We start from the raw sequence: 21,283 nt of genomic DNA on the forward strand, positions 1-21,283 counted from the left end.
TTCCACCTCGGTGGTGTGGGCGACAACTTGCCGAGCTTTCGCCACCAGTTCTTCGTCGATTCGTCGTGGTCTCGCCATCCAACCACTGTGCCATATTTAGTCTCATCTTGAAAGCACAATAGAATAAAGTACCAAGCCACGCTGGGGCGTCCTCAGGCGCCCGACAGGGCCGGACCCTGTGGACGCCCTGGTCATGGACTTTTGGGGCCGACCGACGAGGCTGACGCCCTACCCGACGGCGAGGAAACCCCCACGAAGACCTCGACGCAGTCCCGTGTGTCGACGGGGCGTGATGAGACCGCCCCGCTGATTACCTCGTCGGCCTTCTGAGCGAGCTCTGCGAGTTACCCGGGAGACCGAGTGGGTCGAGTTCAAGATGAAGCCACAGGCCATCGGCGAGCACATCTCGGCGCTGGCCAACTCGGCGCCTTTGATGGGCAAGGCCTTCGCCTATCTGGTCTGAAGCGTGCGCGACCAGATCACGCCCTGGTCGGTACGACGTCCGATCTGCGCGGGGCGCGCGTTGGCAACGAGGAGCTGGAGAGCTGGCTGCTGCGGCTGCTGGAACCCACGATCGACTTCCGATTCTTCACCGTGGCAGTGGACGGAACTCCCGGTGATGATTGCCGAGGTGATGATCGGTAGGCCGGTGGGACTATCGGTGTCGTTGTTCACCGCAATCCAGCGTGTGGGCCCTACGAGGGGTAGCTCGATCGTGTCCGCCCCGCTCCCCGCCGTACAACCGCCTGTCGGCGCATCGCTGTTGGCGAGGTCTCGGAGCAGCGCGGTGCTCCGCGGCGCGCCGCAACCCAGGGTGACTGAGATACCAGATCAGGGCGGCATTGACCCAGGGGGCGTCTCCTTGCCCGGCATACCACTGCGCCATCCCCCCGACCGTGGCGCGCCAGGCCAACAGGCCAAGGCCCACCAGCGCACCGCGAATGAACACCCCGACACGGGATATTTACTCGGACGCGTCGCGATAAGGGCGGGTATACCCCAGGTATCGATAGAGGGAAGGCCCTCCAAGGGCGGCGTGTCGACCCTCTACCATGCTCGGCCCTCGGGGGAGGTATAGGGAGTCCAAACTGACCGGCTCGAACCAATCTGGCCCAAGGCGCCGTTTTCGCGGGTGCAGCCCGCTGGCCTCATGGGGAGGGCAGCCAGGGCGGTAAGGAGCGCGGCCTGCTCGGCCGGGTCTCGGAGAATAGGGCCCGGAAGTCCGGCCGCGACGGGGAGGGGGCCACGGCAGGAGCTGCCCGCCTCCCTGGAGGCGGGCAGGCCCGAAGGACCCGCAACGTCCAGAGGCGGCATGGGCCTGAGACCCTCTGCCGCTAGCGAGGCGTACAGGACGATGAGGTGATGGGCGATGAACAGGGCGCTGGCGGTGACCGCGGCCAGGCTCAGGCCGAGCCCCAGGCGCTGAAAGAGGCGGCTCGCAGGACGGCGCTGCGGACGGGCACCTGGCTCACCCCGGGAAGTCTTGAAGAGCCATCGCAGAATGGCTGGGCGCCGCCACCGTCGAGACGGCACCTTCGTGGGTGAGTGTCCCGGGGAGTTGCGCCGCTTTGGCACCGGACCTCCCGCAGGCTGGGTCCGGCCGACGGGGTCCGGCCGTGTCCCGGGATCGCGCAGCAGGCGGTAGGCCCGGTTGATGCGGGCGGCATAGGCGGTGTCCCACTCACCCAGTGCCCCCGCGCGGTCGGGGTGATAGAGGCGGATCAGCTTTCGGTAGTGGTCGCGGACTTGCTCGAGGCTCGCCCCCGGCGCCAGGCCCAGCGTACGATAGGGGTCTGCGCCCTCGACCAACCACACCTGGCGAATAAAGAAGCGCCCCGCCTCACGCAGCTCTTCGGGGGTGACGCCGAGTGATGCCGCGCGCCGTTCCAGGGACCCCGAACCGGCGGCCATGCTCGCAAGGAGGTCCCCGACCCCCGCGGGCAAGGGGCGGGCGGCGTTGACCCACCCCCGGTGGCGCAGCGGTTGCCGATAGAAGTCGAGCGCCAGGCTGAAAAGCGCCCGACGCCCGTCCCGCTTCGGGTCCAGCGTCAAGCCGGCAACCGCCGTTCCGGCGGCGTCTCGTTGCCATAATAGTAATAGCTGTGATAGTAGCTGTAAGCGCTGTCGCGCCGGCTAAGCTTGTTGAATACCCCGCCCAGCACCCGCGCCTGGACGCCCGCCAGGCGCTTCAAGGCGCCGATCAAGTGATCGTGGCGCGTGGCGGCTGCCTCGACCACGACCACCGTGCTGCGGGCCAGGCTGGCGAGGATCAGACCGTCCGCAAGACCGAGGATGGGTGGGCCATCCAGGAGCACATAATCGAACTTCTCCTTCGCCAGCGCCAGGAAATCTACCATGCGGGCAGACTCCAGGAGCTCCGCGGGGTTGGGCGGCACGGGACCGGCCGGGATCGCAAAGAGGTTAGGGATATGGGCATCCTGCGTGACATCACCGGGCCCAATCGACTCGCTGGTCAGAAAATGGGTCAGGCCACGGTTGGTATCGAGATCCAAAACCCGATGCAGGGCGGGGCGGCGCAGATCACAGTCGATCAGCAAGACCTTGTAGCCCAGTTGGGTAAAGGTGATACCGAGATTGAGCGCGATCGTCGTTTTGCCTTCGGCCACGGAGGGGCTGGTAAAATGCAATACCCGGGGCGCACCCACCGGTGTCGAAAACAGCAGGGCCGTGCGCAGCGAGCGGGTGGCCTCGGCAATGGCGGAACGCGGGTCATCGTAGGCCGAGGTCGCCAGCGTGGCCGCGGTTGAAGAGGGCAGCTTCGGCAGGACGCCCAGCACCGGTAACCGGGCCAGGCGCTCCAGGTCTTCAGGCAGCTTGACGGTATCGTCGAGGTGCTCAAAAAGGAAGGCGAGACCGATCCCCCCGAGCAATCCCAATGCCACCCCTAACAAAAGGTTTATTGGCACATTGGGCCGGATCGGATCCTTCGGCACCTCCGCGGCATCGATGACCGAGAGGTTGTTCAAACTTACGCCGCCCACAACCCCGACTTCCTTCAGGCGTTGCAGCAGCCCGTCGTAGAGCGTGCGGTTGGTATCGACCTCGCGCATGAGGATATTGTATTGGCTGGTCTGGTCCCGGAGCCTCATCACCTCTGACGTGACCTCCGCAGTTTCGGAATTCAGCATCGCCTCCTTGCGCTGGGCCGCCTGGTAGTCGCCTCGCAATGCCTCATGGATCGCCCCGACCTCCCGGTCGATCTGATCCTCGACCTCGGTGATCCGGCTGCTGAGCTGCTGCATCTTGGGATAGTCAGGTTTGAGGGTCACCCGCTGCTCCTGATAGATCGCCTCCAGTTCGACCTTGACCTGTTTCAGTCTGTTGATGGTCCAATTGTCCAGGATCCGGCTGAGGCCGTGGCCCTGGGCCGCAAGCGCCTCGCGATAGAGGCTCTCGGCGGCGATGCGCTCCTTCCGCGCCTCGGCCAGGGCCGCGCTCATCGCTTGCAGCTTCTGCATGGCGAGCGTCTGTTTTTCGCCGTCGACGTTGTCGACGTTAAGGATACCCTGGCTCCGGGCAAAGGCCACCAGCGCCTGGTCGGAGTCCTCGAGCCTCCCCTTGACTTGTGCCAGCCGCTGCTCGAGGAAGTTTTTGGCATACGAGGCCGCATCAAAGCGGCGCTCCAGGCTCAATTGAATAAAGGTCTGGGCGAGCACCTGGACGATCTGGGCAGCCAGCGCGGGGTCGGGCCAGTCATAGTGGATCTTGACCAGCTTGGAATTCCGGATCGGTTCGACCGTGAGACTATCGAGAAGTCGGGCAGCGAGGCTGCTCCTTACCTCGCGCGGGTCGGTGGCCGCCTCCTGGGCACTGGCTTCTGCCCCAAGCCCCAGGATGGAGCGGCCCTGGCCGTCCCCTTGGAAGGCCGGATGCTGCGCGAGGTTCAGTTGTTCGACCACCCGCTCGGCGAGCGAGTGGCTCTTGAGCAGATCATACTGCGTCTGATAGAACTGTGGGTCGAAGGTGTCTGTCTCGGCCGGGGTGACGGCCTCATATTGGACGACCTTGGGCGCCTCACGGTCGATCTGCAGCATCGTCGTGGCCCGATAGATAGGGGTGGTCAGGAAGGTCGCCGTCGCGGTGAGCGCCACGGTGATAGATAAAAACACCAGGACCGTCCACTTACGCTTGACGAGCACCCGCCAGTAGCCGCGCAGACCCAGCCCCTCGTAGGTTTCTGACTCACCATAGGAGGCCTCAAAGGGTTTCAGGCCGGTGGCCGGCCGCTCCGCAGGAAGGGACTCTTGGGGCGACACCTGGGGCGACACCTGGGGCGACATGGGGGGGGTCTCAGGTTCTGGCTCGGGCATGGGTCGTGGAGGCGCCGTCCATCCGCCACCCGCGCTGGATCGGTTCCTCTTCCGTCTCGTACCACTCCTCACGCTCAAAACAGTGCCACGGTCGCGCCAATTGTGAAAAGGTTTTTGAGGGTCTCAGCGAGCCCGTGGGTGAAGGCTTTGCCGCCGTCCGTTTACTCGCCGGTAAACCCGCCCCCGCGCCGCATACTCTACGCTTTTTCTGAAGGCGGTGTCCAGCACGAGACGGCCGCTGAATGGCACTGTCGAGAATTCCGCTCGGCCGGTGGCAACACGGTGTTCGATGACCTTCATCACCTCGATGGCGCGCGTAGTAGCATAGAAGTACAGAGAACACAACCCCAGAAATGTGTAGAACATGACGCTCTCGGCGATCCGGAAGTAGAGCCCTGCCAGTCCCGTTATCCCCAGGCCCAGCGCCAGGCCCCACATGATCATCACCGACTGATTCACGCTGTAACCCGCGCGCATCAAGAGATGGTGCAGGTGCTCTCGATCCGCCGCAAAGGGTGACCGATGCTTTACAATACGACGGACCGTGAGAGTGAACATATCCAGCAGGGGCAGGCCGAACAGGTACAGGGCCGTCACTGGCGTGAAGGCACGCAGCTCCCCTTGCGAGAGCCTGATCAAAAACCAGGCCAGGATTAGACCCAGAAACATGCTGCCCGCATTGCCCATGAACACCTTCGCGCCCCTTCGCCGCCAGGGAAACCGCAGGTTGAAGCAGAGAAAGGTAAAGACCACGCCAGCGGCCACAAGCAGGAGGTGGACATCGGTGTACAGACCGGCGACAAAGGCCGCCCATGCCAGCAAGAGCAGGCTCATTCCCGCGATCCCCCCGGCCAGCCCGTCCAGCCCATCCACCATATTCATGGCGTTGATGACCCCGACCGTGCAGAAGACGGTGAACGGTACGGCGCACAATCCCAACGCGAACGTCGCCCCAGGCCAGAACAGATCGCCGAGATCATGCAACGACACCTCGACCCAGTAGATCATCAGCAGCGCCGCGCCAATCTGTACCGCAAACCGCGTGCGCACCGAAAGCCCGCGGTAATCGTCCCAGAGGCCGATGATGACCAGTAATGCCGAGGCCGCGAGCAATGCCCCGAGCTTGGGCTCTGCCGCGGGCAGCATAACGGTTGCGCAGACTAGGCCACCGAACATGGCGATACCGCCGATCAAGGGGACCGGCCGTAGATGATCTTTGCGCCCACCAGGGAGATCCAACAGCCGGAAGCGCAGCGCTATTGGTCTGAGCCACACTAATAACAGAACGGCAACGACGGATCCGATGAGACAAGCACTGAAGAGACGCATACCCCCTCCCCGAACATTCGCAGCAATCGTTATCTTCAGGCCTGAAGCGCGCGTTCCTTGACAAGACCTGTCTCAAAGCCAGCCCCCACGCTCCCCCACGGACGGCGCAATGCCCGAGAGGCGCCGCGAGCCGGCCCCGTACCCTGCTCACACGGCAGGCGAGGAGTCAGGAAGCTCTGTTGTCCCAACCCCGGTAAACATGCAACCCCATCTGGTGCACACCGCTCAGCAAGCACGCTACCGCCCTCCCATGTAGCTTTTTGCCCCAGGATGGCGCCGCGGTAGGGGCAGGGGTCGAGCGGCTCGCCGCTCAGAGCCCTGAATACTCAACAAGGTTTTCAGCATCTCGTCCGCCAGAACATTGCGGTCGAAGTTGTGTTCCGCGTAACGTCGTCCGGCCAGGCCCATCGCGCGACACTGCAAGTGATTGTCGGCCAGCGTCCGCACGGCCTCCGCCAAAGCCGTGGCGTCCTCCGGAGGCACAGCAATACCAGCGCCCGACGCCGCCAGCAATTCGGCGCTCTCCCCTTGCACGCCGAGGATAATCGGCCGAGCCGTTCCCATAGCCTCGAACATCTTCGACGGGATCACATGACGAAAAAGCGGTAAGTCCCTCAACAACACCAGCGCCACATCCGTCAGTCGCCAGTAGTCCTTGACGGTGGCCTTATCGACGGCGCCCGCAAACACGACATTCTTCAGCTTGCGGTGCGCAGCGAGATCGCGAAGCGCCGACTCCTCCGCGCCGGTACCGATCAGCAAAAGTACAATATCGGAGCGATGCCGTAACCGGTCCGCGGCGTCCAGCAGGGTCTCCAGTCCGTGCGCCAGCCCCAGGGTCCCCACGTACGCGGCGACGAACTTCCCCTGAAGGCCGTGTTTCGCTTCAAGGTGCCTTAGACGCTCCCCATCCTGAAACGCCGCGAGATCGACTCCGTTGTGAACGACCACTACTTTCTCTGGCATGATGCCATTGGCCGTCAGGATGCTTTTGTATGATTTCGTCACACTTACGATGCACGCCGCCTTGCGATAAAGCATATACTCCAAGCGCTTCAACAGACGAATCGGCAAGGATTCACGCATCGCCCCCACCGCCACAATCGCGTCGGGCCAAAGATCTCGTAGCTCAAACACGAAGGGCCGGCGCTTGCACTTGGACAATACGAAGCCGGCGCAGGGCGTGAAGAACTGCGGAGAGGTCGTAACGATCACATCGTGCTTCGGCAAGAACAGCCCCGCGATAAAGGCCGATACCATGAAGCTCATGTAGTCCAGCGTCCGCAATAGGAACCCTTCGTTCGCAGTGATGTAGGTCGACACACGAATGACGTCAATGCCGTCCATCCTCTCGCGCTGAAAAAGCTTGTTCTCATAGCCCCCGAACACTTTGCCGGCAGGAAAATTCGGTGCCCCGGTAATAACCGTGACCTGGTGCCTGCGGGCAACCCAGCGGCGAGTGTGCTCGTAGGTTCGCGTGGCCGGGGCGTTCGTTTCCGGCGGAAAGTTGTCGGTGAGAAAGAGAATTCGCATAGCAACAGACCTCCGGGGACGAAGAAACATCTGGAGCGCGGCGGACTGGCCGTACTTGTACCAGCGGGCGAGCGGGCCGGTGGCGAGAAGATGGTCTATACCCTTGGAACTGCCTACCATCGTCCCCCCCGGCGTCGATGGCACCGGGCCGGATCCTCCGCCGGCCCGCTACTTATCTTGTTCTGGGACCGCGCCCTCGCGATCCCACCCTTTTCGTACCCGCCCCCGACCTCAGTCGGAGCACGGGCCTCTCCGCCGGCACCCGGCCATGGGCACCACGCTGAGCATGGCCAGCTCTGCCCGACTGCCGGCTAGGGCGATGGCCCTCTGGAGCGCGTCTACCCCATCAAGCATAAACAATCCGTGCGGGATACTCAACACTACGTTGAACGCACGCGCGCTTGCCGTGCGCCGCCCTCACGCTAGGGGCGGTCCCCGATGAAGAAGAACCCTATCCTGGGCTCATCCCAGAGCTGCCGGCTAGGGCGATGGCCCCCTGGAGCGCGTTCACCCCATCAGCATAAACAATCCGTGCGGTATACTCAACACCACGTTGAACGCGCCCTGCTGGCGCGGCTTTTGTACGCAACTTCGTTTATCAGGGAATGGTCTATAGAATCATGCGTAAGGTTCGACACATGGATGAGGTCCACAGGCTGCTGGAGCTAGCCCGAGGCCGCGACCTTACGCAGGTCGAGCTCGCAAAGCGCATAGGGGAGTCCCAGCAGGTAGTGAACAACTGGAAGCGCAGGGGAGCCATTCCCGGTAGGAAGCTGGCGAAGGTGGCCCATGCGCTTGGTGTGACGGTAGAAGAGATCCTAACCGGCCAGCGTTTGGGCACTGATGAGCCCGCCGACTTCGACCCCGACACCCTTCGCCTGGCCCGGGCTTTCCAGCTCCTGTCCACTCGGGACAGGGCGCACGTTCAGGCGGTTGCTAATGCGTTTGGTACGGCCCCCGGGGAGGTAGAACGGAGCACGGCAGGGGAGGCAGAACGGAGCACGGCAGGGGAGGCAGAGCGGAGGAGGGCAGGAGAGCGGAGGAGGGCGAGCGAGCGGAGGAGGATGGCCGGAGAAGGCCGCACGCCCAAGCCCGGTGCCAAGAGCGACCTCCCATCATTTAGGGGCACATCAGGTCAAAAGCGTTCTCCACTTTAAAACATTCCTAAAGCCATCCCCGGACCCAATACACTCCCAGGCCGAAGTACTCCTTGAGCGCCCGGGTGCTCCCCTCCAGGGCCCCGGCATCCGGTAGCCACTGCAATAAGGTCTCGTCGCCACTCTCCACCACCTCGAAGTCGGTCGGCGCCGGCGCGGCTTCGACCCCCAGGGCGTGAAAGAGCGCCAGCGCCCGGGGCATGTGTAAGGCCGAGGTCACGAGCAACACCTGGTGGAGGCCGTGCGCCCCCAAGAGGCGTTTGCTATTGACGGCGTTCTCGTAGGTGTTGCGGCTCGCCGTCTCCAGCAAGAGGGCCCGTTCCGGCACACCCCAGGCCCGTAGCAGCCCGGCCATGGCATAAGCCTCCGCCGGGCCTTTGCCCTGCCACGGCAGATTCCCACCGCTGGCGATGACGAACCGTGCCTTGCCCGCCTGATAGAGCTGCGCCGCATACAGCACCCGATCGCTCGCCCCGCTCAGGTCCACGGTGAGCCGCGGCGGGAGGGCAGCCCCCACCCCGCCGCCCAGCACCACGATGGCATCGGCCTTGGGCACCTGTTCCAGCGCCATCGGCAGATGGCGCCGCTCCAGAGAGGCGCGCAGGTAATCGGAGACGGCGGGCACCGAAGGAACCCACAGCACCAGAAGGGAACAGAGGAGCGAGAGTCCAGCCGGCCGCTTCTGGCCGCGCCACACAAACACAGCTCCGAGGAGGATGAGAAGCAGCGAAAGGCTCAGCGGATAGGCAAGCTGGGTGAGCGTCTTTGAAATCAAAAGCGCCACCTTGATTGTATCGGAGCGAGCCGGATCCCTTTCCCGCACGTGTCTATCACAGACCCTTGTATGTTGTTCCCCCACCCGCGAAAAGCGCGGACAGGGGGAGGGAGATCCCACACCGCCTCCCTTGCGCGTAGCAGGGAGGAGGCCCCTCGTTCCCTCCCCTGCGCCTAGCGGGGGAGGGTAGGGTGGGGGCTATCCACTTCGCTCCACCAATGACACTAGCCAAAGATATTTGAAATTGTATGCTCTTTTCATCCCTTCCCCCTGGAAGGGGCAAGGATAGGATGGGGGTTGAGTCTCTCAGAACTATGCGACGCTCAACCCCCCACCCTCGCCCCCTCTGCCAGGGGGGGGGAATAACCTGGTGCTGGCAGCTTATTGAATTTGCACACATATAAGTGGATAGCCCTCTTCATTTGAACCGCAGGGCGCTCTCCATCTCGATCATGGCGACTAATACCATTGACACTAAATAATATAGTGACTATTGTATAAGTCATGCCTAAAAGGAACCTAAACCGCAAGACTACGCCCTACGAGATCCTGGGTACCCTGGAACGACTGGGTGCCAACCTCGCCCTGGCGCGCAAGCGTCGCGGTTGGCGTCAGGCGGATCTGGCCGAGAAGCTCGGTGTCTCGCGGCAGACCATCGTGGATATGGAACATGGCAAGCCCACCGTCGCGGCCGTCGTCTACGCCAGCGCGCTCTGGGCGTTCAACCTGCTGGGGGACCTCAAGCGCGTCGCGGCGCCGGAAGCCGACGACGTCGGCACCGCCCTGGAGGCTGCGCGCAGCCGCAAGCGTGTACGGGTTTCATCCACGGGGATGGACGATGCCTTCTAGAGACGATGACTTCTAGAAAGGCCGGAAGGCGTCGTGAAGCCCGGCCGTCAGAGTGTTACGTATACGTGCAGCTGCCCGGCGAGCACACGATGGTCACCGCCGGCAAATACCGGCTCGATACGAGTGGCCCGCAGCCGGTCGGTCGGTTCGTTTACGGTCAGTCCTATCTGGCGCGGCCGGCAGCGGTCGAATTGGATCCGATCGATCTCCCCTTGGTCCGCCGCACCTATGAGACGGCGGCGCTCGGCGGCATCTTCGGTGCGCTGCGCGATGCCAGCCCCGATGCCTGGGGAAGGCGGGTTATCCAGAAGCATCTGAATCGAACGGATCTGTCCGAGCTGGACTATCTGCTGCACTCGCCGGAAGACCGTGCCGGCGCCCTCTCCTTCGGCCTGAACGCCGAGCCACCGCCACCGGTCCGCCAGTTCAACCGGACGCTGCACCTGGGCAAGATCCTTGATCTCGCGGAGCGCATATTCCGGGACGAGGAGCTGCCCGGGGTACTGTCGGCGGTTGAGCGTGCCAATGTCGATCAGGTCGCCGAGTTGGTGAATCCGGGGACATCCATGGGCGGCGCGCGTCCGAAAAATGTCGTCGAAGACGACGAAGGGCTGTGGCTGGCCAAGCTGCCGGCGCCGGGAGACCCGTGGAACTACACCCGCGTCGAGCACTCCACCCTGGTTTTGGCGCGTGAGTGTGGTCTATCCGTTGCGGCCAGCAAGCGGGTCACGGTGGGCGGTAAGGATGTGGTGCTGGTCAGCCGCTTCGACCGCGAAAAGACGCAGCAGGGCTACCTGCGCGCACGCATGGCCAGCGGCCTGACCCTCATGCATTCCGAAGACACGCCGGACGCCAGCCAGGGTTGGTCCTACATCCGCCTGGCAGAGGAATTGGCGCGCTGGGGCGATCGGGTCGAGGATGACCTGCACGAACTGTTTCGCCGGATGGTCTTCAACGCGCTGATCTCCAACCTGGACGATCATCCTCGAAACCACGCTGTCATCGCGCCCGGAAAGACATGGCGGCTATCGCCGGCCTATGACCTGACACCGTCCGCACCCGTCTCGATCGAGCGGCGGGATCTCGCCATGGTATGCGGGCGGTTGGGGCGCTGGGCTAACCGCGAGAACCTGCTGTCCGAGTGTGCGCGCTTTCGTTATCCACGTGCAGATGCCGCTCGCGTCATTGATGACGTAGCTGCGACCCTTCGGAGCTGCTGGCGACAGATCTTCCGACGCGAAGGCGTGTCGGAACAGGATTGCGATCGGCTTGCGCCGGCCTTTGTGTATCCGGGCTTTGACTTCCCCCGGAGAATAGGATAGGCCGACTTGGCAATCACGCACCCCCGGAGCACCCGCACATCCCTCCTGACTCATAGATCGACAATCCCTGACCGCCATTCCTTTTTCGTCATTCCCGCGAAGGCGGGAATCCAGTTTGGCCGGTGTAGATCAGCCGCACCCGCCACGCATCAGGCTGCGCCTGGAAGGCCTTATACAGCGGGGCGACCTTCATAAAATTAGGTCGCGCTGCGGCGCTCAAGTCGACGGAAGTGGATAGCTACGGTCGGCTGAGTTGAAAACGCGCCCCTCTAGGCAACTCCGCGTCGACCCGCCAGACGATCACCGCACGCGGCAAAACCCTCCCGAACTCGGGTGCGAATGTACCTTGTTCGATGTTCAGCGCTTCACCGGTCAGTGACCTAAGGAGCAGCGCTTCCCCTGCCGGAAGGCGGAGAAGCCATCCTTCGCCCCGCCGCTCCACCTCGATATCCGGATGAAGCGGAACCCTCCCGCTCACGAAGTGACGCCCGTGCCCCAGCAGCTCATCCTCCCATTGAAACGCCCCGGGGGTTAATTCCAGGGCCCGGCGATGAACAGGGGAACCGGCCAGTCGCCGGTAGCCGTCATGCGCACAGGCCGCTCGCAAGACACCGGCCGACTCCTCATGTGTTAACCCGAAGGGACGCGCCCGCCGGGCAACCCGAAAGCTCGCCCATACCTCGGAGGAATCCTCATCGTCCACGGTTACAGTGCTGTGCGCGGCCGTGGAGCGCTCCCAGCTCCTCACGCCACCTTCCTCGTACAAGGAGGTCCCGGAATTGCCGACCACCCGCTGCCCGCCGAACGACAACTCAAAGCTCAACGTATCGGCGTGCGCATGGCCAGGCAGATAGTCAGGCCCCACCCGCGCCCCGTCGAAGATCACAGACCATGGCCCGAGCGAAACGCGCAGATAGCCGCTTTCCCCCAGTGCGCGAATACCCTCTCCGGGTGCCTTTGGGACCTCCAGACCCAAGCCGTGCGCATAGCGGAACAGCTCATCCGGCGCAGGCGCGACACCAAACGCCGAATCGTTGAAAAAGGCGATCTCCCCGTCGGGGTGCCGCATCACCTCGAGCCACTTCCCCATCCGGGTTGCCGTTTCGCGCCAGCGATGCATTTGCGACAGATACTTCTCGAAGAGTTTCGGAAAGGCTTGGCTAAGATTGACGAGATCCAACAGGTCCTCATAGATCAAGCTGTGATACATGGGGCTACGCTCAAAATGGCCCCCATCCGCCAGTACCTGCTCGGGAACCTCCCTTTCCAGGATCTGGAGCCCCTTGTTTCTCCAGGAGCGTGCCTCCTCCCCATCGAAGAAGGTACCCGCAAACACCAGCGCCTTCGCGTTCGCGAAGAGATGGTTACCCAAGAGATGCACTTCCAGCCGTCTGCGCAGGAAGCGTACCTGCGTCGCGAGGCTGGCGCACGCCGCCTCCGAGAGGGCGTTCCCCGAAAGAGCCCACTTGATCCAGTTGACGATGCGAAGCGAGAGCGGATACGGCTCCCATCCCGTGCCCAAGGCCGGCGGATTTTCCGCAATCCAGCGCTCGATCAGCCCCCGATGCCAGTCCACCCGCTCCGATGAGCCTTCTGCATTCAGATCGTCGAAGTAATGCAGATTATAGCGCCAGAGCCGAGGCCACGAGCCGTTGTCCCAGCCGCCCGGACCAGCGATATCGCGTGTGACATTGAGGAAGCGTAGACGGGAGGCCCCGAAAAGGCTTGGCCGCCTTCTCGCTGGCGATTGCCAACGCCCTCTTGCCGCGCGGATCGGCGGCGCGGGCCGAAATTCAAGACGAGGTGTATAGATCCGGTGCCACACCCGGCCGTAGAACTGGACGGGCCTGAGATGACAAAGCGTATGGAAATAGCGACCGAGTATCAACCCCGGGCCGCCTCTGCGATCTGGAAGCTCACTTCCGTTACTTCCACCAATTCCTCAAACGGGATGGGGCTCGGGCCCCCTTTGCGGACAGCCTCCACGAACGCAGCCGCACACGCCGCGTTCCCCTTGTCCTGACGCCAGAGATTGAGCTTGGTGAAACCCGGCCACGCGAACCCCCGCAGCGTGCGAAAATTGTCAAGCTGCAGAATTCGCCCCCCGCAGAACACCTCCAGCCGCTCCTTCGGAAAGGACCGATGGCCGTTGGCAAGGTAATGCACGGTTCCGATGGATCCATCACCGAAGCTCAACGTGAAGCTCACCCGATCCGCCGGCACGCCACCGCCGGCGCCGCCTCCCACGGATGCCGTCTGTACGCCGACAATCGGTTGTCCAGCAAGGAATCGAAGCAAGTCGATGAAGTGGCAAGCCTCCCCGATGATACGCCCGCCGCCCACGTCAGAATCCTGGGTCCAGTGTGAAGCAGGGATTGCTCCCGCGTTGACGGTCATAATGAAGGCCTTAGGCTCCCGAGTGCCATCGAGCAGGGCCTTGATCTTTCGCACCTGCGGCGCAAACCGGCGATTGAATCCCACCATCAGGCATGATGCGGGGCCTGTCCCTCGCATGTAAGCATCTCGAATCTCGGAAAGGTCATCCCGGCTGATGGCCAGCGGCTTCTCGACAAACACATGCTTCCCCGATGCAAGCGCGGCATGTGTGAAACGTGCGTGGCTATCATGCCGCGTCGCGATCACAACCGCGGTGATCTCTCCATCGGCCAACAACGAATCCGCATCCGTCGCGGTGACCTCAAACCCGTGCTTCCGCCCGGCGTGCACGCCGCTCACCCCCGCACCCGAGACGACAGTTTTCAGCCGAGCACCGGTCGCCTTGAAGGCAGGGATCAGCACTTGGCCCGCATAATTTCCGGAACCGATGAATCCCACCACTGGCTCCGCAGGCCTCGGCACCGGCGCTGACAGCTTCACTTCCCGCTGCAGAAGCACCGATTCCGGCCTTTCCTCCGCGTTCGGATATTGCAGTAGTATTCCCAGCGATGGCGCATCGCCGCCTAGAAGGTCGTATGCCCGGTCAGCCTCGGCGAGCGGAAAGCGATGAGAAATGAGCGGCGCCACATCCAGACGCCCGTCGGCGAGCATGTCCAGTACCGCTTCGAAGTTGCGCTGCTCAGTCCAGCGCACGAAGCCTACAGGATAATCCTGCCCCTTCTCCTCATAGTTGGGATCGTACCGGCCCGGCCCGTAAGAACAGGAAACCTGGAACGTCAATTCCTTCTCGTAGAAGTCGGCTCGGGAGAGCTCCAAGCCCGTCACTCCCACGAGCACGATCCGCCCCCGCTTGCGGCACATCCGCGCCCCCTGCGTAACGGGTTCGCTGCTTCGGGTAGAAGCCGTAATGAGCACCCCATCGATTCCGCGGCCCCGAGACAACGCCATCGCCGCTGCAATCGGATCCTCCCCGCGCCCCAGATCCACTGTCTCCGCCCCGAATCGGCGGGCAATCTCGAGCCTAACTGGGTCATAATCCAGCCCCAATACCCGGCACCCTTGGGCGCGTAGAAGCTGCACGGCAAGAAGCCCGATCAGTCCGAGTCCGGAGACGACGAATGCTTCGCCCAGGGCCGGCTGCGCCAGGCGTATACCCTGGAGCGCGATGGCTCCGATGACAGTAAACGCCGCTTCCTCATCGTTTACACTGTCAGGGATCCTGGCGCAAAGATTCACCGGCACACTCACCACTTCTGCGTGTTTGCCGTTAGAGACCACTCGATTTCCCACGGCAAAGCTCGTCACCCCCACTCCCACCTCGATAACCACGCCAGCATTGCAGTACCCCAAGGGCAAGGACTGGCCGAGCTTGTTGCGCACCGCCTCAAGGGTCGGGAGCAGGCCATCGGTCTTGATCTTGTCTAGCACCATGCGCACCTTGTCGGGCTGCTGGCGCGCCTTTTCGATCAGGTTGGCTTTCCCGAACTCCACCACCATACGCTCCGTACCAGCGGAAATGAGGCTGCGGCGGGTGCGGATTAGCAATTGTCCAGGTTTTGAGCTCGGGCAGGGAACCTCTGCCAGTTCCGTATGGCCGCTAGAAAGGTCTTGGAGGATCTGTCTCATCTGGATTTACCTTGTCGCGGTGATCAACATGAACAGCCCATGTTTCGAGAAAAAGGTCCGGATCACCCATCTCGGCCAGACCAGACGCGCTACTGAAAGCAACGGGCCCTGACTGCGCTGGCCAGCAGACGAAGAAAGGAGATCCCCGTGTGTTAAAACAGTGTTTGTTTCAATGTTTCGGAACTTCTTGAAAAGCTCGCGCGCCTCCGCTATAGAATAGGCCTTCGTGCCAGGGCTTTCCAAATATTGGTTATAGAGTTGGTTCAACGGCGTCATAGGCTTTAGCCTGAGCAGGGCGTACCTGAGCCACAACATCAAGCCCACGCAGCTATATTTGTGGTAAATCATAATCTTGGCCACGCCGCCGGGCTTGAGAACGCGGAACACCTCATTGATTGCCTTTTCCGTATCGGGGGTGTGATGAAGCACACCCCAGGAGTAGACCCAATCGAAGGATTGATCAGCAAAGGGCAGAGACTCGGCATCGGCCACACGAAGATCGGACCTCAGCCCGAACAATTCGCAACGCCTCCGGGTATGCTCCACGGGCGATCTGTCAAATCGATTCCCGTCAGCCTTGCGCCGGCTTGCGCAAAGCGCTGGTGGTCCGCGCCCAGCCCGACGCCAATTTCCAGCACAATCAGATCGCGTGCGCCATCGAAGCGGGCGAAGCCTTCGATGAACGGCTCCAGTGAATACCGTTTTTCCATCTGCGCCAGATAGCCCGCCTTGTCCGAGGCATCGAGAAGCAGCCGCTCCCCGCAGGACGCTTCGTCCCAGAAATCGCGCACTTCTTTCTTCAGATCATCCACTCGCTGTACCCTTTGCGCGAACCTTGTCCATGAATTCCCGACACCAGATCTCGATGCACACGAGTCCCAGAATCGTGTAAGCCACGTCCGCACGCCCGGCCTGATCGTCCGCGACCAAGGCGGCCACCGCCTTGGGCTCGAACAGGCCACGCCGGCGCAGCGTGTCGGCGGACAGGATATCGCCCACCCACTCCCGCAATTCGTGGCGCAGCCAGTGCCGCAAGGGGGCACCAAACCCCGTCTTGGGCCGATAGATCACCGCTTGGGGGAGGTAAGGCTCCATCGCCTTTTTGAGCACCCACTTACCTTCCGCTCCACGCTGCTTGAGCCCCGGCGGCAGCGCGTTGGCCAGCCGGACCAGATCGTTATCCAGGAACGGCACGCGCACCTCGACGCCCACCGCCATCGACATCTTGTCGGTGTAGAGGAGGTTGTGATCCGCCAGGAAAAAACGTTGCTCCAGCGCCAGCATGCGCTGCAAGGGCGGCAGGCCGGGCGGCAGCGTTCCGAGATAGTCTTCCAGCGGCGCGACCATATCTTCATTCGCCAAGGCCGCACGATGTTCCGGTGCAAACAAGCCCAGCACCCGTCCCGGGTCCGCCCACAAGAAATAGCCGACCAAGCGCTGATCCGGCGGCAAATCGGCATGGGCGAACGCCTTGGCCGAGCGCCGCCCCAGCGTTCCACCCTGGCCCAGGCGCGCGGTCATATTGCGCAGACCTTGCCGCGCAGCCCCCGGCATCCATGCCCAATAGCGTTCCAGCATCAACGCCCGGTGCCGGCGGTAGCCGGTGAACAGGTCATCGCCCCCGGCCCCGGAAAGCAGCACCTTCACCCCGTGTTGCCGGGCAAGCTGGCTGATATACAGCACATTCAACGGTGCCGGGTCGGCCAGCGGTTCGTCCAACTGAAACACCATGCGCTCCAGGTCCGCCGCCATGCGTAACGAATCCACTTGGATCACGTGCAGCTTCACCCCCAGGTGCTTGGCGACCTGACGTGCATAGGGAAGATCGTCGGTTACCCAGGCATCCCGAACCGAGCCCGTATCGATGGTGAAGCAATCGATGTCTGGCGACACCTCGCGCGCCATCGCCACCACAGCGCTGGAATCGAGCCCCCCTGAAAGAAAGGCCCCCACGGGAACATCGGCGACCATCTGGCGGTGCACTGCGGTGCGCACGCCCTCTAGCACCCCGTGAATTGCCTCCGCCGCATCCAGGGCCAACGGCGCCTCCGCCCAAGAAGAGCGCGCCCAACGCCAGCGGCAGACGATGCGACCATCCTTCACGCGCAACGCCTCGCCCGGTCCCAGCCGGCTGACCCCCCTGAACGGCGTGGCCCCGCCCGGACTCCACAAGAACCCGAGATAGCGAAACAAGGCCAACACATCCAGTGACCCCGCCACGCCACCACATGCCACCAAGGCCTTCAACTCGCTGGCGAAAACAAAGCCATCGCGACCCTCGTTGAAATACAGCGGCTTGACACCCATTGCGTCGCAGGCGAGGAAGAGCTTCTGCTCGACTTGATCGTAAATCGCGACGGCGAAAATGCCATTGAGCAACGAAAGCATCGCCTCGCCACGCGCCCGGTGAAGGGCCAGCAGCACTTCGGTGTCTGAGTGGCCGCGAAAGCCGTAGCCCTCCGACTCCAGTTGCGCTCGCAGTTCGCGGAAGTTGTAGATCTCACCGTTGAAGACAATGACCACGGTGCCCCACACATCGAGCATAGGTTGATGCCCAAGGGGCGATAGGTCGATGATCGCCAGGCGGTGATGCGCCAAGCCAACGCTTCCATCGGGCGAAAGCCACTCGCCGACATCGTCCGGGCCGCGATGGGCGATGGCGGGCGCCATCTGCCCGAGCAGTTCGGAATCGAACCTTCCCTGAAAACCCGCAATACCGCACATATCGATCCGTTAAGATTTAGGCGTAAATACCAAGTTGAACAGACGATCTTCTGTCAAACCGAAGGCCAACCAGCGACCGTCCATTGCACGCGTCGACGGTGTAGTCCGAAGATCCGGCCACGGCCGATGCAGCCGAAACTACAACCGCCCCCACGCCTGCACCGGCCCCAGCCAGCGCACGGTGTGCCAGAGGCGAGATAACTTGCCGACCATCAGTTTTAAGGCTTACGCACTGTGCCGACAAGCAGTATGCGGAACCGCGCCAAAACCCCGAAAGCATTGACGATGCGCTCGTAAAGGGCCCCGCCAATATAAGCCGGCCAGGCGAAGCGCAGGTACTCGGGACGGCCTTCGATTAATTCAAGGTTCTCGATCGCTAGTCCAGCCGCCGCTGCATGTCGCCGGACGGCAGATGACGTGTTCGCGCGATACAGCGTCGGAAACGTATCAGCCTCCGCGCGGCCGCGCTTGCGGTTCACCCACTGATGGAATCGGTGCGGTGTCAGTCGGGCGATGGTCGGCATGTAGTGTGTCTTGTTGGGTGTCTTAAACAGAAATACCCCCCCCGGCTTCAGCACGCGCCGAACATCTTGCAACACCGCCAGCGGATCCGGTAGGTGCTCCATCACGTTGTCCGCGAACACCACATCGAAGCGCGCATCCTCGTAGGGAATGCCGCCGGCGTCGGCCACGCGCCCTTCGTCGAGCATGCGATTGTCCACCACGCGCGGGTCCAGATCGATCCCGCATACGCTCGCCACCAGCCCCTTGAAATTCATCTGCTCGACAATGCCCGCGCCGGCCCCCAGGTCCAGCACCACGCTCTCGGGCTTCAGGTGCCGAAGGATACGTTCACGGAACAACTGGTCGTCCCAGTTGCGAGTCACGCCCGGATAGAGCGCCCGATCCAGCCTCGCAACCAGGCCGCTCACCGTAGACCGTGGACCAGCTCGATGGAGACCCGGCTCACCTCCACGATAGCGACGACGAATCCCTCGCGCCCCTCGCTGAAATACACCCGCTTGACCCCCATCGTGTCGCAGGCCAACGCAACTGGAAGCGTATCTGGGTCCTCCCATTGGAGCCTATTGTTTGCATCCCGCCATTTCCTCAATGACTGTTCGTGCCCAACGTCAGGCCAGAATATTCCCGGCGCAGCACGCATGGGGCCGCTGACCCACGCGCGCTCGTCTGTCGCCTCCGCCAGCCACTTTGCCATCGGCACGCCGAAGCCCGTCTTCGGGAGGTTTGCGATCGTATTAGGCAGCGGCGTTTCCGGCGAGCGCGCCAACATTGCCTTGCCCGCGCCGCCCTTTAAGCCCGCGGTGTATGGCCCGAGCGTTACCAGCAGTTGCGCATCCACCAACGGCGTGCGCAGTGCCACCGAATGTCCCTCGCTGGCCCAGTCGCTATCGCGCAGCAACTGGTTGCGCAGTATTAGAGCGTGGACTCCAGCGGGCCAACGGCGGCGGCGCCATCCCTGGCTTGAGCCGATGTCATTCCAGGAGGGAACCCGTCAAGCCTGGCCAACCCCTCCCGCGCCATATCAGCTCCCAACAGTGCTGGCAGTTCGCTGGGTAAAAATAGGCGGCGGCGATGGCCCAGGGCAACGCGTTCGCTCCCCCATACGCCCCCCGCGTCGGGGCCGCGTGGGCGCATGTGGTCGGTCATCCGCCGAGTGGCATCAAGCGCCGTTGCTTCAGACGCACGCGGTGCTGCGATAAAACCCGCTATTCCGCACATGAGCGACGTGGGCGGCGTAGTAAGGCATATTGCGCCCCAACTAAAAGCGGCAAAAACCTAATGATGTTAATAAACAAACTGTTGAATGTACTATCGATATATACCAATGTGCCAAGCAACCCGAAGAGCACAATCAACCCGCCACTGCCGAAGCCTCGTAGCCCATCGAACAGTCCCCGTTGAAGAATGCCCACAATCAAAAAACCGAGAATCACGGCCAAAGGTCCACCAGCAAAATTGAGATAGGTGAATGGGCTCATGGCAGTGGAACTAAAATGGTAAAGCCCTATAACTTCCTGAGTGTACCACCGCCCAACATTTTTCGCCGGTTTGCTGTCCCACAATAATCTCGGTATGAGGGCATGCGCGGGCGCAAGAATGATATTGCCCAGAAACTCTGGGCTGCCCGCCGGCAATTCATTCTTAGCCGCATACTCAATTCCCAGGGATGCAACGTAGGTCAGGTTAATCCGTGCAAGAAGGCTTAACCACATAGAAGCGCGTTCTCCACCATCGCCCGCGCCAAAACTGCTGAAACCGGGCATCGCTGTCACGATACTGGCAATGCTTGTACCGACAAACCCTGCATCCTCGTTACGGGCAGACCGGAAAGGTTCAATCACCGCATAAGCCGCTATTACTGCAACCACAACGGCGGGAACCAACCACCGGGGAAACCGATTACGCTGGCTGTAATAAACGAACCCGACAATGATGAAAGGCATGACCACGGCGCTTTTGAAGCCAGAGAGAAAGCCAAAGACAACTTCATAGCCCAGCACGAACCACAAAAGTAGTCGATCTGAGAGGGCGGAGCGTGGCGAAGCAAAGCAGTGTATCGCCACAGCCCCCAAAGCAAGTTTTCCTAACGATTCTGCCATGGTGAGATACTGAGTATAGTCCGCAGCCGCGATTTGAGCGTCATAAGTAGAGGAATAGCCATACAGCGCCAGTGTGATGGTCAACAGGCGTGCTATCAGGCTAATTGCTAGACAGGCATAGAGCGCAGGCTTATTGAGCCGCCCAGACTTTTTCATCCATTTGCGAAGCACGCGGCTCCGCTGCAGCATCCGCCCTATGCTGCGGCCAATGCCGGAGCTATAACCAACCCACATCGCACAGGCGCCTAGTACCACCAGCAACATCAACTGATTCATCCATGGCGTTGCAAGAGGCTGCAGCCCCACCAAAGCCAGCACATCTTCAGGCAGAAAATAGAGTACGTTGGTGACGCCAAAGGTCATCACAAAAGTGAATATTGATGCCAATACAACGGGGTTAATCCCGAAAAGACGAGTGTCACGCACCCATAGATGCTTGGCCTCGGCATAGAGATACCCCAGGAGCAGCAACGTATAGACTACGAATCCTTGGGAGCTTGTGATCAAGTCCGTGGACAGCACTGCATAAATCAGTAAGGCCGAAAATGCGACCAGCACCCTAAGTCCGGCGATAAACACCTCACTTCTGGTGTGGGCCAGAGGGCGTACGTAGGAG

General features: G+C 62.1%; 16 protein-coding genes. 2 read left to right on the plus strand and 14 right to left on the minus strand.

The features are described from left to right. Positions 1-450 precede the first annotated feature (450 nt). From M3461_22070 to M3461_22095, 6 genes are all read right to left on the minus strand, one after another. Positions 451-675 carry a hypothetical protein gene (locus tag M3461_22070; GenBank protein MDQ3776841.1) on the minus strand — a complete coding sequence of 75 codons (225 nt, stop codon included), beginning with the start codon at positions 673-675 and terminating at the stop codon, positions 451-453. 372 nt (positions 676-1,047) lie between these two features. Beyond that, a complete protein-coding gene (locus M3461_22075) occupies positions 1,048-2,052 on the minus strand; it encodes a DnaJ domain-containing protein (GenBank protein MDQ3776842.1) in 1,005 nt (334 codons plus the stop codon). Next, positions 2,049-4,301, minus strand: coding sequence for a polysaccharide biosynthesis tyrosine autokinase (locus M3461_22080; GenBank protein ID MDQ3776843.1), 2,253 nt, complete (start codon positions 4,299-4,301; stop codon positions 2,049-2,051). The genes M3461_22075 and M3461_22080 overlap by 4 nt, the downstream gene beginning before the upstream one ends. A 153-nt stretch (positions 4,302-4,454) precedes the next feature. After that, on the minus strand, positions 4,455-5,525 hold the full coding sequence (locus M3461_22085) for an undecaprenyl/decaprenyl-phosphate alpha-N-acetylglucosaminyl 1-phosphate transferase (GenBank protein MDQ3776844.1): 1,071 nt from the start codon (positions 5,523-5,525) through the stop codon (positions 4,455-4,457). A 372-nt stretch (positions 5,526-5,897) separates the two neighbouring features. After that, positions 5,898-7,313: a glycosyltransferase family 4 protein gene (locus M3461_22090; GenBank protein MDQ3776845.1), complete on the minus strand. Its 1,416-nt coding sequence runs from the start codon at positions 7,311-7,313 to the stop codon at positions 5,898-5,900. Between the two features lie 1,044 nt (positions 7,314-8,357). After that, complete coding sequence (locus tag M3461_22095) at positions 8,358-9,134, minus strand: YdcF family protein (GenBank protein MDQ3776846.1); 777 nt, start codon at positions 9,132-9,134, stop codon at positions 8,358-8,360. A gap of 495 nt (positions 9,135-9,629) precedes the next feature. Between M3461_22095 and M3461_22100 the strand changes: the two genes are divergently transcribed. Then, positions 9,630-9,974, plus strand: a complete 345-nt coding sequence (locus M3461_22100) for a helix-turn-helix domain-containing protein (GenBank protein MDQ3776847.1) — start codon at positions 9,630-9,632, stop codon at positions 9,972-9,974. 89 nt (positions 9,975-10,063) lie between these two features. Next, positions 10,064-11,296: a type II toxin-antitoxin system HipA family toxin gene (locus M3461_22105; protein ID MDQ3776848.1), complete on the plus strand. Its 1,233-nt coding sequence runs from the start codon at positions 10,064-10,066 to the stop codon at positions 11,294-11,296. A gap of 238 nt (positions 11,297-11,534) precedes the next feature. Here M3461_22105 and M3461_22110 read toward each other — a convergent pair whose 3' ends face one another. The 8 genes from M3461_22110 to M3461_22145 form a co-directional block, all read right to left on the minus strand. Next, positions 11,535-12,872: a heparinase II/III family protein gene (locus tag M3461_22110; protein MDQ3776849.1), complete on the minus strand. Its 1,338-nt coding sequence runs from the start codon at positions 12,870-12,872 to the stop codon at positions 11,535-11,537. 308 nt (positions 12,873-13,180) lie between these two features. Then, complete coding sequence (locus M3461_22115) at positions 13,181-15,319, minus strand: bi-domain-containing oxidoreductase (protein MDQ3776850.1); 2,139 nt, start codon at positions 15,317-15,319, stop codon at positions 13,181-13,183. Between the two features lie 6 nt (positions 15,320-15,325). Continuing rightward, positions 15,326-15,865, minus strand: coding sequence for a class I SAM-dependent methyltransferase (locus M3461_22120; protein MDQ3776851.1), 540 nt, complete (start codon positions 15,863-15,865; stop codon positions 15,326-15,328). Beyond that, the gene (locus tag M3461_22125; protein MDQ3776852.1) at positions 15,826-16,131 is read right to left on the minus strand and encodes a hypothetical protein; all 306 of its coding nucleotides are present in this window, start codon (positions 16,129-16,131) and stop codon (positions 15,826-15,828) included. The genes M3461_22120 and M3461_22125 overlap by 40 nt, the downstream gene beginning before the upstream one ends. After that, positions 16,124-18,043: an asparagine synthase (glutamine-hydrolyzing) gene (gene asnB, locus M3461_22130; GenBank protein MDQ3776853.1), complete on the minus strand. Its 1,920-nt coding sequence runs from the start codon at positions 18,041-18,043 to the stop codon at positions 16,124-16,126. The genes M3461_22125 and asnB overlap by 8 nt, the downstream gene beginning before the upstream one ends. A 218-nt stretch (positions 18,044-18,261) precedes the next feature. Continuing rightward, positions 18,262-18,975: a class I SAM-dependent methyltransferase gene (locus M3461_22135; GenBank protein MDQ3776854.1), complete on the minus strand. Its 714-nt coding sequence runs from the start codon at positions 18,973-18,975 to the stop codon at positions 18,262-18,264. Continuing rightward, a complete protein-coding gene (locus M3461_22140) occupies positions 18,972-19,427 on the minus strand; it encodes a hypothetical protein (protein MDQ3776855.1) in 456 nt (151 codons plus the stop codon). The genes M3461_22135 and M3461_22140 overlap by 4 nt, the downstream gene beginning before the upstream one ends. Before the next feature lie 346 nt (positions 19,428-19,773). Further along, positions 19,774-21,246 carry a hypothetical protein gene (locus M3461_22145; GenBank protein ID MDQ3776856.1) on the minus strand — a complete coding sequence of 491 codons (1,473 nt, stop codon included), beginning with the start codon at positions 21,244-21,246 and terminating at the stop codon, positions 19,774-19,776. Between the last annotated feature and the right edge of the window lie 37 nt (positions 21,247-21,283).

Source organism: Pseudomonadota bacterium (assembly GCA_030860485.1).
In the GTDB taxonomy this organism is placed as follows: domain Bacteria; phylum Pseudomonadota; class Gammaproteobacteria; order JACCXJ01; family JACCXJ01; genus JACCXJ01.

Excerpts from the sequence above, each read along its gene's own strand:
- M3461_22080 (MDQ3776843.1), bottom strand. The coding sequence starts at position 4,301 with ATGTCGCCCCAGGTGTCGCCCCAGGTGTCGCCCCAAGAGTCCCTTCCT.
- M3461_22090 (MDQ3776845.1), bottom strand. The coding sequence starts at position 7,313 with ATGGTAGGCAGTTCCAAGGGTATAGACCATCTTCTCGCCACCGGCCCG.
- M3461_22100 (MDQ3776847.1), top strand. The coding sequence starts at position 9,630 with ATGCCTAAAAGGAACCTAAACCGCAAGACTACGCCCTACGAGATCCTG.
- M3461_22105 (MDQ3776848.1), top strand. The coding sequence starts at position 10,064 with ATGGTCACCGCCGGCAAATACCGGCTCGATACGAGTGGCCCGCAGCCG.
- M3461_22115 (MDQ3776850.1), bottom strand. The coding sequence starts at position 15,319 with ATGAGACAGATCCTCCAAGACCTTTCTAGCGGCCATACGGAACTGGCA.
- asnB (MDQ3776853.1), bottom strand. The coding sequence starts at position 18,043 with ATGTGCGGTATTGCGGGTTTTCAGGGAAGGTTCGATTCCGAACTGCTC.